13 protein-coding genes are annotated in these 15,099 nt (G+C 55.1%); 8 read left to right on the top strand and 5 right to left on the bottom strand.

Translation table 11 applies throughout. The annotated features are described in order from the left end of the window. Positions 1–5: 5 nt before the first annotated feature. The 3 genes from CL546_RS00670 to rluB are packed head-to-tail and all read left to right on the top strand — an operon-like array spanning position 6 to position 2,798. Positions 6–1,004, top strand: a complete 999-nt coding sequence (locus CL546_RS00670) for a segregation and condensation protein A (RefSeq protein ID WP_290492366.1) — start codon at positions 6–8, stop codon at positions 1,002–1,004. A 2-nt stretch (positions 1,005–1,006) separates the two neighbouring features. After that, positions 1,007–1,963: an SMC-Scp complex subunit ScpB gene (scpB, locus tag CL546_RS00665; protein WP_290492365.1), complete on the top strand. Its 957-nt coding sequence runs from the start codon at positions 1,007–1,009 to the stop codon at positions 1,961–1,963. Beyond that, positions 1,956–2,798, top strand: a complete 843-nt coding sequence (gene rluB / locus CL546_RS00660) for a 23S rRNA pseudouridine(2605) synthase RluB (protein ID WP_063518826.1) — start codon at positions 1,956–1,958, stop codon at positions 2,796–2,798. Before scpB ends, rluB begins: the two co-directional genes overlap by 8 nt. A 63-nt stretch (positions 2,799–2,861) precedes the next feature. On the opposite strand, the gene CL546_RS00655 is transcribed toward rluB, so the two are convergent. Continuing rightward, the gene (locus CL546_RS00655) at positions 2,862–3,581 is read right to left on the bottom strand and encodes a 16S rRNA (uracil(1498)-N(3))-methyltransferase (RefSeq protein ID WP_290492364.1); all 720 of its coding nucleotides are present in this window, start codon (positions 3,579–3,581) and stop codon (positions 2,862–2,864) included. A 203-nt stretch (positions 3,582–3,784) separates the two neighbouring features. On the opposite strand from CL546_RS00655, the gene CL546_RS00650 reads away from it, so the two are divergent. The 3 genes from CL546_RS00650 to CL546_RS00640 all read left to right on the top strand — a co-directional run bounded on the left by CL546_RS00650 (position 3,785) and on the right by CL546_RS00640 (position 7,334). Next, the gene (locus tag CL546_RS00650) at positions 3,785–4,627 is read left to right on the top strand and encodes an AAA family ATPase (protein ID WP_290492363.1); all 843 of its coding nucleotides are present in this window, start codon (positions 3,785–3,787) and stop codon (positions 4,625–4,627) included. Between the two features lie 18 nt (positions 4,628–4,645). Further along, positions 4,646–5,824 carry a vWA domain-containing protein gene (locus CL546_RS00645; protein WP_007149038.1) on the top strand — a complete coding sequence of 393 codons (1,179 nt, stop codon included), beginning with the start codon at positions 4,646–4,648 and terminating at the stop codon, positions 5,822–5,824. A 301-nt stretch (positions 5,825–6,125) separates the two neighbouring features. Continuing rightward, a complete protein-coding gene (locus CL546_RS00640; RefSeq protein ID WP_290492362.1) occupies positions 6,126–7,334 on the top strand; it encodes a hypothetical protein in 1,209 nt (402 codons plus the stop codon). Positions 7,335–7,385: 51 nt separating this feature from the next. On the opposite strand, the gene CL546_RS00635 is transcribed toward CL546_RS00640, so the two are convergent. The 3 genes from CL546_RS00635 to CL546_RS00625 are packed head-to-tail and all read right to left on the bottom strand — an operon-like array spanning position 7,386 to position 13,051. Continuing rightward, entirely contained in the window at positions 7,386–10,508 is a 3,123-nt protein-coding gene (locus tag CL546_RS00635; RefSeq protein WP_290492361.1) for an efflux RND transporter permease subunit, read from the bottom strand. 12 nt (positions 10,509–10,520) lie between these two features. Continuing rightward, positions 10,521–11,756: an efflux RND transporter periplasmic adaptor subunit gene (locus tag CL546_RS00630; protein WP_290492360.1), complete on the bottom strand. Its 1,236-nt coding sequence runs from the start codon at positions 11,754–11,756 to the stop codon at positions 10,521–10,523. Continuing rightward, positions 11,753–13,051, bottom strand: coding sequence for a TolC family protein (locus CL546_RS00625; protein ID WP_290492359.1), 1,299 nt, complete (start codon positions 13,049–13,051; stop codon positions 11,753–11,755). The genes CL546_RS00630 and CL546_RS00625 overlap by 4 nt, the downstream gene beginning before the upstream one ends. Positions 13,052–13,258: 207 nt before the next feature. Here CL546_RS00625 and CL546_RS00620 point away from each other — a divergent pair, with 207 nt between their 5' ends. Together CL546_RS00620 and CL546_RS00615 are read left to right on the top strand one after the other, a co-directional pair. Then, positions 13,259–13,492, top strand: a complete 234-nt coding sequence (locus CL546_RS00620) for a hypothetical protein (protein WP_290492358.1) — start codon at positions 13,259–13,261, stop codon at positions 13,490–13,492. A 239-nt stretch (positions 13,493–13,731) separates the two neighbouring features. After that, complete coding sequence (locus CL546_RS00615) at positions 13,732–14,277, top strand: hypothetical protein (protein WP_290492357.1); 546 nt, start codon at positions 13,732–13,734, stop codon at positions 14,275–14,277. A 410-nt stretch (positions 14,278–14,687) separates the two neighbouring features. On the opposite strand, the gene CL546_RS00610 is transcribed toward CL546_RS00615, so the two are convergent. Further along, on the bottom strand, positions 14,688–15,099 hold a 412-nt coding region (locus CL546_RS00610; protein WP_290492356.1), incomplete at its 5' end, for an AbrB/MazE/SpoVT family DNA-binding domain-containing protein.

Below are 15,099 nucleotides of genomic sequence, written 5' to 3'. Positions count from 1 at the left end.
AGAGCATGACGGAAACGGTAGAGCAGACGGCAGAAGAGACCCCGGGACCTGAGCAACCAGCAGGCATGCTGGGGCCCTTGCACCCGAGCCAGTCGGAAATGCCGTTTGGTCTGGTGTATGGCAAAGCCATCACCAAGTTGCCCGATGACCTCTACATTCCGCCGGATGCGCTGGAAGTTTTTCTGGAGGCCTTTGAAGGTCCGCTGGACTTGCTGCTCTACCTGATCAAACGCCAAAATCTCGACATTCTCGACATTCCCGTGGCCACCATCACCGTTCAGTACATGGAGTACGTGGAACTGATGAAGGCCATGAACTTCGAGCTGGCGGCGGAATATCTGGTCATGGCAGCCATGCTGAGCGAAATCAAATCGCGCATGCTGCTGCCACGCCCAAAGGAAGACGAAGAAGAGGATGGGGAAGACCCCCGTGCAGAGCTGATTCGTCGTCTGCAGGAATACGAACGTTTCAAGAAAGCCGCAGAAGATATTGATGAGCTGCCACGCCTGGAGCGGGATATCTTCCCCGCGGAGGCCAAGCGCCCGGAGTACACCCGCGAGAAAGCCCAGCCAGATGTGGACATGCGCGAGTTGTTGCTGGCCTTGAAAGAGGTGATGCATCGGGCTGACATGTTCGAAAGCCACCAGATTTCCCGAGAGAAACTGTCTACCCGTGAGCGCATGGCCAGCGTGCTGGACAAGCTCAAAGGTCGAGACTTTGTTCCTTTCATCGAATTGTTCAATCCGGAAGAAGGCAAGCTTGGCGTGGTGGTGACTTTCCTCGCCACACTGGAGCTGGTCAAAGGCTCACTGATCGAGCTGGTGCAGACCGAAGCATTTGCACCGATCCATGTTAAGGCCAAGACCCTGGTGCTGGAAGAATCCGATCTGCTCGCCAGTCTTGAAGTCGATGATGAACCGGGCGCCACACCGGATGCCTACGAAAGTGATACAGACTCCCTCGACGTCGCGGATGACGATGCACACGATGGAACCAAGGGGTAAGCGTGGACGCTGAGCAAATAAAAAGAATCGTTGAAGCGGCTATTCTTGTAGCCGAAGGTCCGCTGGACCGTGACGGCATGCTGGCATTGTTCGATGAAGAGGACCGCCCCAGCAAACAGGACTTGTCTAAATATCTTGAGCAGCTGGCCGACGAATACGACGGTCGCGGCATTTTCCTAAAGGAAGTGGCGTCCGGATTTCGCTTTCAGGCACGCTCGGAGCTGGGCTCCTGGGTCAGCCGTTTGTGGCAGGAAAAGCCGCCACGTTATAGCCGGGCCATTCTGGAAACCCTGGCCCTGATCGCGTATCGCCAGCCAATTACCCGTGGCGAAATCGAAGAAATTCGTGGCGTTTCGGTAAGCTCCCATATCGTCAAAAGCTTGCTGGAGCGAAACTGGGTGCGCGTTGTCGGACACCGTGATGTGCCGGGCCGCCCGGCCATGTTCGCGACCACCAAACAGTTTCTGGACTACTTTGACCTCAAGAGCCTGGAAGACTTGCCGTCGCTGGCAGAAATCCGGGACCTGGATAAACTTAACGAAGAGCTGGCCCTGACTGATGTCCCCCCCAGCAAGGCGGGAGAGGGCGATGCCGACGAAGCTTCGGAAGGTGATATTGACGATGATGACTTTGGTGAGCGCGAAGCGCGGCTGCCGGGTGATCAGGAAAGTATCCCCGGCTTTGAGCCGGAACCGGAAATTGATGATTCCACGCAGATGAGCATGGACAAGGTGGACTCCGTGCTCGCCAGCTTTGAACAGGAATTTCGCCGCAAACCCGGCGAGCAAAATGACGAAGCGCCAACCCCGGCCAGTGAAGACGCCGGGGCGGATGATAATACCCCCGCGGAGCCGAGCGGGGCGGCAAACGATAGTGATGATGTCGCGGTAGACAATACTTCTGATCAGAAGCTGGAACCGAGCGACAGCGCAGAGGAAAGCCGAACGCCCCATGAGTGAGAAATTACAGAAAGTCCTGGCCCGTGCCGGGCTGGGTTCCCGCCGGGAGCTCGAAACCTGGATCAGTGACGGTCGCGTCTCGGTCAATGGGACTGTTGCGACCCTGGGCGACCGAGTTGGCAGTGAAGATACCCTACGTGTAGATGGCAGGATTATTAAAGTGAAGGCCGAAGAAGATACCGTTCAGCGTGTCATTATGTACCACAAACCCCCGGGGGAAGTGTGTTCGCGCAATGACCCGGAAGGCCGCCCGACGGTTTTCGATAACCTGCCGCGCCTGCAGGGTATGCGCTGGGTGCAGGTTGGCCGGCTGGATATCAACACCACCGGCATGATGTTGTTCACCACTGATGGCGAACTGGCTCACCGGTTAATGCACCCCTCAAACGGCTTTGTGCGTGAATACGCTGTGCGTGTGCGCGGCGGCATGACGCCGGAAAAACGCCAGGCCATGCTCGACGGCGTATTGCTGGAAGACGGTGTTTCCAAATTCGACAGCATTGAAGACGCCGGTGGCGCAGAAGAGGGCGCCAACCATTGGTACAAGGCTACACTTACTGGCGGTAAGTACCGGGAGGTGCGTCGCCTGTTCCAGTCACAGGATCTGGAAGTGGCACGCCTGATGCGGATCCGTTTTGGTGACCTGACACTGCCCCCGCAATTGCGTCAGGGCCGCTGGATGGAGCTGGAGCCGGAGCAAATGAAAGCGCTGATCGACAAGGTGGAACTCAAGGGCAAGAAGTACACGGGGCTTTACGGCCGTGCTCGTCTGCGCCACCAGCGCAGCGGTAGCAAGCCGCCCCGCAAGGCCCGCCGCGGACCGTATCGCCGCTAGCACCTTTCCTGTCTTTGCAGTCGAGGCCGTGATTCGTATGCGGTTCGGCTGCAGGGCATGCTGCTACGGCAGCCTCATCAGCCGGCCGACCAACGCTGGCAATGCCGTTTCCACACGTAAGATTCTTGCTCCGAAACGGTGACAGGCAAATCCCTGTCGCTGCAGCATATCCACTTCATAATCCGTCCAGCCTCCCTCCGGGCCCACGGCCAGTGTGACTGGCTCGCTCAGGTCACAGGGAAGGGCGGGGTAATCATCCCCTGGGTGAGCAAGGATGCGCTGGCCGCTACCGGCCCATTTACCCAGCGAATCTTCCACAAAGGGTTTAAAGCGGGGGGCCAGAATCAGCTCTGGCAACCGGGTATCCCGTGCCTGCTCAAGACCGAGAATCATCTTCTCGCGAAGCAGGTCGGCTTTGAGATTGGGGGTTTGCCAGTAGCTCTTGTCCACTTTCCAGCTGTTGATCAGCACAATGCGTTTGATGCCCAGACTGGTGGCGTCGATCAAGATTCGCTTGAGCATTTTGGGGCGAGGTAACGCCATCAACAAGGATAACGGCAGGGGAGGCTCTGGCTGAGACTCCTCTTTAAAAAAAACCGTTATTTCATTGTTTACTATGGATTTTATGGTGGCCGTTCCCGTGCCACCACCCAGCAATCCTGCTCGGCATTGCGCCCCCTCCGCCAGGTTAAGCACGGTGCGCACATGGGTGCACTGGCGGGGATTCAGGCGCCAGAGGGCGTCGTGCAGGTATTGGTCGGGGTGCAGCAGGAGCAAATTCATGGCGCGGATTATGGCACACAGCGTAGCCCCTGGAACAAAGGTTTACAGGTCAGGCCGATTGCGCCACAAGCAGGATTGACAGCAATCTGTTGACGCAAATCACTGTTTCCTTGGCTATTATGGCCCTTTGCCCGGCGGCACTGGATTGCTAGAGTGTGCCGCCTGATCACCCGTTCGATTAACTGTTCAGTTTGGAGAATTTCATGCAGTTTCAGGGTACTGACCAATATGTGGCCACAGATGACCTGAAAATGGCCGTGAATGCAGCCATTGCCCTCAAGCGCCCGCTGCTTATCAAAGGCGAGCCCGGTACCGGCAAAACGCTGCTGGCCGAACAGGTTGCTGAATCCCTGGGTCTGCCACTGCTGTCGTGGAATGTGAAGTCCACCACCAAGGCTCAGCAGGGCCTGTATGAATACGATGCAGTATCGCGTCTGCGTGATTCCCAGCTCGGCGCCGAAGGGGTCGAGGATGTGTCCAACTACCTGAAGAAGGGCAAGCTCTGGGAAGCCTTTACCCATGAGGGTCAGGTGGTGCTGCTGATTGACGAAGTCGACAAAGCCGATATCGAATTCCCCAACGACCTGCTCCAGGAGCTGGATCGAATGGAATTCTTCGTTTATGAAACCGGCGAACTGATCAAGGCGCAACAGCGCCCGATCGTGATCATTACGTCCAACAATGAGAAAGAGCTGCCGGACGCCTTCCTGCGCCGCTGCTTCTTTCATTACATCAACTTCCCCGATGCGGTCACCATGCAGGCCATCGTGGATGTGCATTTCCCCGAGATCAAAAAGAACCTGGTGAGCGAAGCGCTGGAAATCTTCTTTGACCTGCGAAAGGTACCGGGCCTGAAGAAGAAACCTTCCACCAGTGAGCTGATCGATTGGCTCAAGCTGTTGATGGCCGACGATATCCCGGAAGATATTCTGCGTAGCCGAGATACCAAGAGCGCGATCCCGCCCTTGTACGGCGCTTTGCTGAAGAACGAATCCGATGTGCAGCTTCTCGAGCGTCTGGCGTTCATGAATCGCCGCGAAAGCTAACCGGTCCACGGGCAAACTATGCTTATTGGTTTTTTCGAAAATCTGCGTCGCTATCGGGTGCCCGTCACCCTGCGCGAACTGCTGGATTTATTCGATGCACTGCATGCGCATGTGGCGTTTGGCTCCATTGAGGATTTCTACCTCCTGAGCCGGGCGGTCATGGTGAAAGACGAAAAATACTATGACCGCTTTGATCAGGCGTTTGCCAACTATTTTGAAGGCCTGGAAAACCTGGAGCCAGACTGGCTCAGCAAGGTAATCCCGGACGAGTGGTTGCGCAAAGAGCTGGAAAAGAACCTGAGTCCGGAGGAGTTCGAGAAACTCAAGGGGCTCGGCAGCCTGGAAAAAATCATGGACGAGTTGCGCAAGCGGCTCGAAGAACAGGAAAAACGCCACCAGGGTGGCAACAAGTGGGTTGGCACCGGTGGCACCAGCCCGTTCGGTGGTTACGGCGAAAACCCCGAAGGGGTGCGCATGACCGGGCCTTCACGGAACAAGAAAGCCGTGAAAGTCTGGGAGAAGCGGGAATTCCGTAATCTGGATGATTCCGTGGAGCTGGGCACCCGTAACATCAAGCTGGCCATGCGCCGGCTGCGAAAATTTGCCCGCACCGGCCGCGATGAAGAACTGGACATGGACGACACTATTTCGTCCACTGCCCGCAATGCCGGGCTGCTCGATATCAAGATGCGCCCGGAAAAGGAAAACCGCGTCAAAGTACTGATCTTCTTTGATATCGGTGGCTCCATGGACCCCTATGTGAAGCTGTGCGAAGAGCTGTTCTCCGCTGCCCGGGCAGAGTTCAAGCACATGGAGTATTTCTACTTCCACAACTTCATCTATGAGTATGTCTGGAAAGATAATCGCCGTCGCTGGGATGAGAAAATCTCCACTTGGGACGTGCTGCACAAGTATGGCAGCGACTACAAGGTGATCTTCGTGGGCGACGCCGCCATGAGCCCCTATGAGGTCAACTCGGTGGGCGGCAGTGTGGAGCACTGGAACGAAGAGGCCGGCGCTGTGTGGTTTCAGCGAGTCACCGACACCTACGAAAAAGTGGTGTGGCTGAATCCGGAACCGGAGCGCGCCTGGCAAATGACCACCTCTACGCAGTGGATCAAACAGCTCTGCGAACACCATATGTTCCCGCTGACCATCGAGGGGCTTGAGAAAGCCATGCGGCAACTGAGCAAATAAAGAATTAATGATATCCCGGGTGGCGAAAGGCCAGCCCGGGGCATCTCTTCCTGTACCCCTGCCAGCTTGTTGTCGCCCTTGGCTATATCCAATGCAGTTAGTTTCATTCCGCCCGTCAAATTTTTACCTTTTATGCACCAATAAACAGCACGTTTAGTGGTTGTCGCGCTGACAGTTCCGTATCCTGCGCGCCTTCCACGCATCGCCATACCGATTTACCCCGCCCACAAGGCAGGGCAGCGGAAAAGGCGCTGCCACATTGAGCGCCCACCGTGATCCGGTGGACCTTCAGGAGATCGTCATGTCCAGGGTGAAAACCACCGCCTGGATGACTGCTTTCAGCCTTGCCGCACTGACCAGCGCCGCCCATGGGGATAACACCCAGGCTGAAATTCGTCGTCTGCAATCCGAGCTAGACCAGCTCAAATCCCGTCTCGGCGATGAGCCGACTGATTCCGCGCTGAACTGGCCCAGCTTGAAAGTATTCGGCAGCGTCAGCGTCGATGCCATCTATGATGACAAGGATGCCGGCTTTGACGAACTACTGATCCCCAGCACGATTCCCGGTGGCGACACGGATCAGCAGAATTTCGTCATGAGTGCCAAGAACAGCCGCTTTGGCTTTCAGGTGGGAGAGGGTAGCGGCCCGCACATGGTCTTTGCGATGGACCTGTTTGGCAGCCTGGACAGCTATGAGCTGCGCATCCGTGATTTTTATGTCGAAAACGGTCCGTGGCGCGCCGGTTACGGTTTTACGGCCCTGCTGGATGGTGCGGCCTGGCCGTTAACCCTGGACGCACAAGGTCCCAATAGCGCCATCTTCGCGCGGCAAACCGGAGTACGGTGGCAGGGCGACCACCTGACCCTGGCCTTTGAAGATCCCAACAGTGAAATTTACGACCCCGCTAACACAACCAGTGCTGCCGGCCGCAGGCCTGATGCCATCGCCACCTGGAAACAAGCGTTTTCTGCAGGCCACGTTAAGGTCGGGATCGTGAACCGGGAGATTGGGGTGGAATTCACCGACGGTGACCAACAGTTTACCGACGCAACCGGCGGCGTGATTAGCACGGCCCTGGCGATGACAGACACGGTAACGCTGTTTGCCAGCGCCAGTTATGGTCAGGCCATGGCGCATTATTACAACGACCTATCCGGTTTCGGCGACAGCGGGATGGACGGTTTTGTCTATGCCGGCCGGGATCTACAGCCTTTGTTGGCTCAAGGCGGCTACCTGGGGTCGCAATGGAAACTGAGTCCAGCATGGACCCTGGGTATGGTGGCAGGGGAGGTGTCGATTGAAGGTGACTCGGCCTTGCCCACAGCAGCCATGCGCCGCAGCCGCTATGGCACGCTCACTGCGGTTCGCCAGCACACATCATCACTAAGCTATGGGGCCGAACTATCCTACGGCTTGCGTGACAACCAGGGAGGCGATCGCAGCGAAGCTCCACGGATTCAGTTGAATATGACGTACCGTTTTGAGCATAGCAGCCAGCCGCCTCGGTAATCTTTCGGGATATGAGTGAGGCTCAACGAGTTAACGTTGAGCCTCACTGCATCAGGACTGCGGATCTTTTTGGTCTCTGCTGTGCAGCCAATGATAGAGCACAGGCAGAACAAGAAGCGTCAATAGGGTCGAGGAAATAATCCCTCCGATAACCACTGTCGCGAGCGGTCGCTGGACCTCTGCCCCCGTCCCGGTGTTCAGCGCCATGGGCACAAAGCCAAGGCTGGCGACCAAGGCAGTCATAAGGACCGGGCGTAACCGGATCAGTGCGCCGTCAATGACGGCATGCCGGAGGTCGCCTGTCCTGTGCCAGAGGTCACGAATGAAGGTTACCATGACCAGGCCGTTCAGGACTGCCACACCAGACAGGGCAACAAACCCCACACCAGCGGAAATAGAAAGTGGCATCGAGCGAATCCACAGAGCAAGGACACCCCCCGTCAGCGCCAGAGGAACACCGGTAAAAATGATTACCGAATCCCTCACAGAACCAAAAGCCATTATCAGCAAGCAAAATATGACGGCCAAGGTTACCGGCACGACCAGTGACAGACGCTGACTGGCTGACTCCAATTGTTCGAAGGTACCGCCAAAATCCAGCCAGTAGCCACTGGGTAAATCGACTCGCTGGGTGATGCGCTGCTGCACGGCTTCAACAAAACTGCCCAGATCCCGGTCGCGCACATTGGCGGTGACAACGACTCGGCGTTTACCGTTTTCCCGGCTAATTTGTGCCGGGGCCGGTTTGATCTCCAGCCGTGCGACTTCATTTAGCGGAATGTAACCGCCCCCAGGCAGTGGCACGGGAAGCAACTGCAGACGGTCCACGTCCTGGCGTAGTGATTCGGGCAACCGCACCATCAGCTTGAAGCGCCGATCCCCTTCATAAATCAGCCCCACTTGTTCGCCACCAATGCCGCTCGCGATCAGGTGTTGAACCTCATCTACGGTAATGCCATAACGACCGAGTGCTTCTCGATCAGGCACGACCGTCAGCATGGGTTGTCCGGTCACCTGTTCCACGCGTACATCGGCTGCCCCGGGCAGCGATTGCACCTGCTCCATGATGACATTGGCGGTTTCGCGCAGGGTATCCAGATCGTCACCAAAAACCTTAATGCCAAGATCCGCTCGCACACCGGAAATCAGTTCGTTAAAACGCATTTCGATGGGTTGGGTAAACTCGAAGTTATTGCCGGGCACCTCCAGCACTGCGCTGGACAATTCCTCGATCAGCGCCTCTTTGCTTTTCGATGGGTCCGGCCACTGATCTCTGGGTTTCAGTATCAGAAAATTATCGGACACGTTAGGTGGCATCGGGTCGTTAGCGACTTCCGGGGTGCCGATCCGTGAAACCAGTTTGTCGATTTCTTCGATATGCTTTAAACGCTCATCGAGCATGATCTGCATATCCACCGATTGTTCGATGCCGGTTCCAGGTATGCGAAGGGCATGCATGGCAATGTCGCCTTCGTCCAGTTGCGGAATAAACTCCGAGCCCAGTGTGGTCATCAGCCACCCACACAGCAGCACCAGAACTACTGCTGCAGCGACCACTAGCTTGCGCAACACCAGGGCCTTTTCCAGCAAGGGCCGGTACAGGGATTTGGCGGAACGAATGATGGGGCTCTCTTTCTCGCTGATCTTGCCACCCATGAAAGTGGCAACCGCAGCCGGGACCACAGTAAGTGAAAACAGCATGGCGGCAAGTAGCGCCATCATCACCGTGGCCGCCATGGGGTGAAACATTTTCCCTTCCACGCCAGTAAGACTGAAGATCGGGATGTACACCATGGTAATAATGGCCACCCCAAACAGGCTGGGGCGAATTACCTCAGTGGTGGCCTCATAGACCAGCTGCATCCGCTCACCTAATGGCAGGACACCTTTGCTTTTGCCCTGAGCTTCCGACAAGCGTCGAATACAGTTTTCCACGATGATCACCGCGCCATCCACAATCAGGCCAAAGTCCAGCGCGCCCAGACTCATCAGGTTGGCTGACACGCCGGTTTTGACCATACCGCTAATGGTGGCGAGCATGGATAGCGGGATTACCGCCGCGGTAATCAGGGCTGCCCGAAAATTGCCCAACAGCAAAAACAGCACGGTGATAACCAGCAGCGCGCCTTCAAACAGGTTGGTTCGAACGGTGGCAATGGTTTTTTCAACCAGGGTGGTGCGGTTATACACTGCCTCCAGCTTGATGCCGTCGGGCAGGGAAGGTTTGACCGCCTCCAGTCGTTTGGCCACGTCCCGAGCAACCTGATTGGAGTTTTCTCCCATCAGCATCATCACCGTGCCAAGCACGGTTTCACGACCATCACGGGTCGATGCCCCGGTGCGCAGTTCTTTACCTATCGCTACAGAGGCCACATCCCTCACTTTTACGGGGGTGCCGTCATGCACAGTGATAACCACATTTTCAATGTCGCTAAGGGTTTTCAGTTGCCCCGGTGTCCTCACCAGTAGCTGTTGACCATTGCGTTCTATGTAACCCGCACCACGGTTACTGTTATTTCGCTTCAGCGAGGTAGCGAGCTGCTCGAGCGTAATACCGAACTGAAGCAGCCGTGTTGGGGAAGGAAGGACATGGTATTGTTTGTCGTACCCGCCAATACCATTTACTTCTGCCACCCCTCTGACCTGGGCCAGTTGCGGCTTGATGATCCAGTCCTGGATTTCCCGCAGCGCTACCGCATCATACTCACTGCCATCTGCCTGGCGGGCACCAGGCTCCGCCTCTACGGTGTAGAGAAAGATTTCGCCCAATCCGGTGGCCATTGGCCCCATTCTTGGTTCAAGTTCTGCGGGAAGCGCACCTTTGATTGCACTTAGCCTTTCATTAACCAGATTACGGGCGAAGTAAATATCCGTGCCTTCCTCGAATACGACCGTGACCTGGGACAAGCCGTATCGGGAGATAGAACGGGTGTAATCCAGATTCGGCAAACCGTACAGGGCGGTTTCTACCGGGAAGGTGACCCTTTGTTCCGCTTCAAGGGGGGAGTAACCCGGTGCTTCGGTATTGATTTGTACCTGTACATTGGTGATGTCAGGGACTGCATCAATAGGCAGCCGCTGATAACTCCACGTGCCCAAACCGACTAACCCAAGGATCAGCGTCAGCACCAGAATGCGCCTCTCAATGGAGAAGCGAACGATGGCATCTATCATTCGGTTTTCTCCTTAGTGGTGATGCGCCGCGCCGGCTTTGAGGATGTCGGCTTTAATCAAGTAGCTGTTTTTTACTACGTATCGATCCCCGGCTTTAATGCCATCCAGTACTTCGCTGTACTGATTATCCCGGCGACCCAGAGTGACAGCCCGGCTTTCGTAGGCTTCCCCGCTATTGATAAATACAACGGTTTTGCCCTCCATTTCTTGCAGGGCATGGTTGTCCACACGCAGTGAAACTGTGTCACTAGCGGTGACGATGTCAGCTTCAACCAGATCTCCCGGGGCCAAACGGCCATCTGTGTTAGCCACTGGGGCTCGAGCAATCATGGTCGCTACAGAACCGGTTTCGGCCTCTGGGACCAGGCTTTTTATCTGGCTTTGCCATTGGTCGTCGCCAAGATGCAGGGTGACGGCTTGCCCTTTCTTTACGGCTCTACGCTGCTGGGGAAACAGTGTCAGTTCAGCCCACAGAGATTCACTATTAATAAGAGTAAACAAGGGGTGTTGACCTGCCACTTCGCCAGCGTTGGCATGACGCTGCTGAACAACACCACTGAACGGGGCGCGAATACGATAAGCTCGCAGGCTGTCGTTGGATTCAACCACCGCGAGCGTGTCGCCTTTGTTAACAACGTCGCCGACAGAGGCGCTCATTGACGTGATTAGCCCGGGGAAACGGGCCCGTAAATCAGCTCGGTGCTCAGGGGGGATGGCCAGACGCCCGTAGGCTTGGGTTTGTGTGGCGATGGCCCCGCCAAGGGCTTTCTCGGTGGTGATGCCGGCGAGCTTTGCAGCGCCAGCAGAAATGATCGCGCGCCCCTCGTAGGATGCCCATTGCCATTGATGGTGCTCAAGCTCTCCATCAATTTTCAGCTCGATGCTGATATCGAAGGAGTGGGGCGGCTGTATCTTTTGTTCTCCTTGCCAGTGATCACCGTCATGCTGAAATGTGACGACTTTCTGCTCCCCATCCAGGCGAGTGAGGGTTGCGGAGAGGGTGAGATCATCCAGCGGTTCGTCGTCACGGGTTACCCATGCCAGCAAGGAAGCCAAGCCGTCCTCTTCTTTCTTGAGTATTTCAACAATGATGTCCTGTTTTTTTAGTAAATGCCCCCCGTTGGGTCCGGCCGTTTCTTGTTCATGCGAACCATGATCATGTTCCCCGTGCCCGTGGTTTCCACTGGCTGCTGCCAACGGGGAAAGCATCAGGAGATAAAGCGCAAAAAGGATAGTTAGTGTTTTCATTGGGAAATTTCCTGTTCGTCAGCCTGGGAAAACGGCAGGCCGGTGAGGCGCTCCAGTTCGTTTCGTTGCAAGTGGAACTGTGCGGCAAGGTTAATGGCCCGGCGCTCCAGATTGAGTTGTTCCTGTTGGGCATCGACCAGCTCAAGCAGCCTGTACCGGCCAGAGCGGTAACCTTTTTCGATATCCGCGTACAGTTGCCTGGCCAGTGGCAGGGCCTGATCTTCAATCAGCCCGAGTTCTTCACGTAACAGGTTCAATGAGCGATAGAGGGTGTCCAGGGCTGCTACCAATTCAATCCGGCGAGCCTGCAGCAGGGCCTCACTGGCGGCCAGTTGCGACTCAGCACGAGCGATATTTCCACGATTGGGGTTGTTTAGGTTGAGTGGGACAGAAAACCCCAGCACCAGGGTATTGTTATCCTCCACGCGATCATGCCGAGCGCCAACAGAAACGGTGACGTCACGGCTGCCCCGGGCAGTGGCAAGACGGCTCTGGGCCGCATGCAAACGCGTTTCGCTCGCCAGCTGTAACAATTGCGGAGCCTGCACAAGCTGATCCAGGATTTGATTCCGTGCGGGAAGTTCAGGGAGCGGCCTCAGTGAGGATGCGGGGTGCAGTTGATCTGCCCCTTGCTGGCCCCAGAGTGCAGCCAGTTGCTGGCTGGCGCGCCCGCGCTCCATATTGGCACGGCGGCGAATAATATCCGCATGCCGGCTGGCGAGGGTCATTCGCGTCAAGTCAGCCTTCGGGGCGGCACCCGCATTAACGCGGCGGCGGGTTGCCTGTTCCGCTTTTTCGGCCAACCGGAGAGTGCGTTCTGCCAGTGCGAGTTCTTCCTCAAAGCGGGCCAGCGTGATGTAACGAGTCACCGCTTCGCCCAACACATCAAGTCGTGCGATGGCGTAGCCTTGTCGTTCCGTATCCAAAGCTCGGTGAGCGACGTCGCTACGAGAGTCTCGCTTGTTTCCCAGTTCAATCAACTGACTGAGGGCAACCGTTATCTGCGCACCCTCAACACCGTTTAGCGGTGCGTCACCGGCTATATTTTCTATCTCAACGGAGAGTTCTGGTTGCGGGCCAAGACTGGACTGGATTACAGCCGCATCGGCTGCTCTGAGCCGATAGGGATAAACGGCAAGTGCAGGGTTTTGCTCGATGGCACGGCTGAGTACTTCTTGCAGGGTAATCTCGGTGCCTGTCGGCACGGATGCATTACTCGCAATGAGATTGCCTGACGCGAACAGGCACAGCAGGGACGACGCAACAAGGCGCCAGCCGGGAATTCGGCTTTTCATGAAAATCTCCCAATAACGGATTGCGGCGAATCTCGCCGACGAAGATCAGATCAAACCGTTGCTATTGGGAGGTGGGACAGGAGGCTGCGTGACAAGAGAAAGCGCATCAACAGGGGAGGGCTTGTGCCATTCGCTGGCGGGCACAGGTCTGAGCGTCATGGCCTGATGGGCGAGGGTGGCGCATGAGCTGTGTGGGAGGCAACACTGATGTTGATCACATTCACCGCTATGGCGTTCTACGGATTCGCCATCCGGTTTGGCATCAGCGACATGAACCTGGCAGGTCGCATCCACATTCACCGAGTGCGGAATCGACTCGGTTGCACCCGCTATGGCACTGCACAGCATCAACATGCCGAGCAGCAGGGCGGTGAAGGAATGTCTGGACTTGCTGAAATTCATGTTTTGCCAGTGCCAAAAGAACCAAGCTGCATACTCTAGCAAGCCGCCTTGGTGCGTCAATCTGATTCTGATCGCTAAGCCCTTCTATTTACAGCTGGTGGCGAAATATGGAGCATATGCATATGTTTACTTGGGCTCGCTCATGGATCAGGCGTGCGTGATTTGCTAGGTGGAATGAAGTCCTGGCATGCGCAGCCTTAAGGAATAAATGCTTGTCTGGCGGCCTGGAGCTTTGCAGTGGTCAATAGAAAGCAACAAGTTATGTACGCGAGAATAATATGGCAAGTTTTGATAAGTTTGTTCCACCCCTGTATTTGGCATTAAGTGAACCGTCGTCATGGTCAAGTAAGGATGCCCAAAGTTATTGCGATTGGCTAATCGGATCTATAGACGAAAAAACAACATTTCTCATTGATTTTTTTGAAATAAAAATAAATTTTCAATCCATAGATAAAACATCTGCAATCGAGGCTTTGCTAGTTCTGGGGGAAGAGATAGAAGGAAACCGCGATAGTGGTATTTTCTATAATGACTCTGATTTAACCAATGAGGGATTCTCTCTTGCGGCTCATGTTGGTCTATTAATATCGAGATTACTTTTTATTTTTAGAGATGACTTGCGGTGGGAAATTGTAAAAAAACCAAAATCACATATATCTTACAATCTTCCGGTTATTTCGGGGTTTGGTGTACTTTCTCTTGATCCAATCAATGGAGCAATCTCAGAGCTCTATGGTGTGTTTGAAGACGGTCAGCCTTCAGATATATGGGCTGATTTTTTTAAGGAGTGGTTGAAAAAAAAGGCTTCACGCAGCAGCAAATAAGCAACTTAGCACTTGGAGGTGTCCGTAATTGATGGCTTTCCTAAAGCACTTATAATTCTTGGTTGGGATTATTCCTCTGACCCATTTTGCGGGCTGTTAAAAATCTTCGAGCGCCATCCCCTGACATCTATCTTGGAAGCAAACTTAGAGCCGATGATTTCAATGTGTTCACCCGAGGAGGGAAGTCCCCATGCAATGGCCCTGGTGGCGTCATTCCTGCGCTTTAGAGTGACGGAGGGGCAAGGACTTCAGTTACAGGACAATCAACCGTATTACTCTATTTACCATGTATGCACACCAAGTGGTGTATTTTATTATGATAATCAATCGGGTAGCACGAATGCCGTGTCAACTGTGCGCGACGCAACCGCTGCATCCCTGTTACATTATTGGTGGCGCCGGGCAGGGGATCACAAAATCTCTTTACCGACCGGACCATCGCTAAGCCACTCGCGGTCTTCCTCGCTCAGTGCGGTATTCTCTGGTGTACAAGCTGCCAACATCTCTTCCAAGGTCGGCATGGGCTTTGGGCGAATGATCAACTGCTCATCAGTCAGTTCCATATCAACGATACTTCCCACATCAAGACCAAGATGCTGCAAGACAGTTTTAGGGACTCGAAGTCCTGCGCCATTACTAATTTTCTGCACTTTCAATTTCATAAGCACCTCACACATTGGGTGTAACCTCAATTTAAATAGATAAATCACCCGTAACAACCATGTGTAGTGGTCAAGTGTTTTAGGCCACCGTCTTTTGAGCTTTCCAGTAGGCCTGTTCTGCCACATTCGGCGGCAATCCGCCGTTGTGTTTATGAGGCCG

The sequence above is a fragment of the Alcanivorax sp. genome (genome assembly GCF_002726155.1).
In the GTDB taxonomy this organism is placed as follows: domain Bacteria; phylum Pseudomonadota; class Gammaproteobacteria; order Pseudomonadales; family Alcanivoracaceae; genus Alcanivorax.
The sequence above is the reverse complement of the archived record's forward strand: the minus strand, read 5'-3'. Positions and strand labels throughout refer to the sequence as shown.

Excerpts from the sequence above, each read along its gene's own strand:
- CL546_RS00670 (WP_290492366.1), top strand. The coding sequence starts at position 6 with ATGACGGAAACGGTAGAGCAGACGGCAGAAGAGACCCCGGGACCTGAG.
- rluB (WP_063518826.1), top strand. The coding sequence starts at position 1,956 with ATGAGTGAGAAATTACAGAAAGTCCTGGCCCGTGCCGGGCTGGGTTCC.
- CL546_RS00655 (WP_290492364.1), bottom strand. The coding sequence starts at position 3,581 with ATGAATTTGCTCCTGCTGCACCCCGACCAATACCTGCACGACGCCCTC.
- CL546_RS00650 (WP_290492363.1), top strand. The coding sequence starts at position 3,785 with ATGCAGTTTCAGGGTACTGACCAATATGTGGCCACAGATGACCTGAAA.
- CL546_RS00645 (WP_007149038.1), top strand. The coding sequence starts at position 4,646 with ATGCTTATTGGTTTTTTCGAAAATCTGCGTCGCTATCGGGTGCCCGTC.
- CL546_RS00640 (WP_290492362.1), top strand. The coding sequence starts at position 6,126 with ATGTCCAGGGTGAAAACCACCGCCTGGATGACTGCTTTCAGCCTTGCC.
- CL546_RS00635 (WP_290492361.1), bottom strand. The coding sequence starts at position 10,508 with ATGATAGATGCCATCGTTCGCTTCTCCATTGAGAGGCGCATTCTGGTG.
- CL546_RS00630 (WP_290492360.1), bottom strand. The coding sequence starts at position 11,756 with ATGAAAACACTAACTATCCTTTTTGCGCTTTATCTCCTGATGCTTTCC.
- CL546_RS00625 (WP_290492359.1), bottom strand. The coding sequence starts at position 13,051 with ATGAAAAGCCGAATTCCCGGCTGGCGCCTTGTTGCGTCGTCCCTGCTG.
- CL546_RS00620 (WP_290492358.1), top strand. The coding sequence starts at position 13,259 with ATGTTGATCACATTCACCGCTATGGCGTTCTACGGATTCGCCATCCGG.
- CL546_RS00615 (WP_290492357.1), top strand. The coding sequence starts at position 13,732 with ATGGCAAGTTTTGATAAGTTTGTTCCACCCCTGTATTTGGCATTAAGT.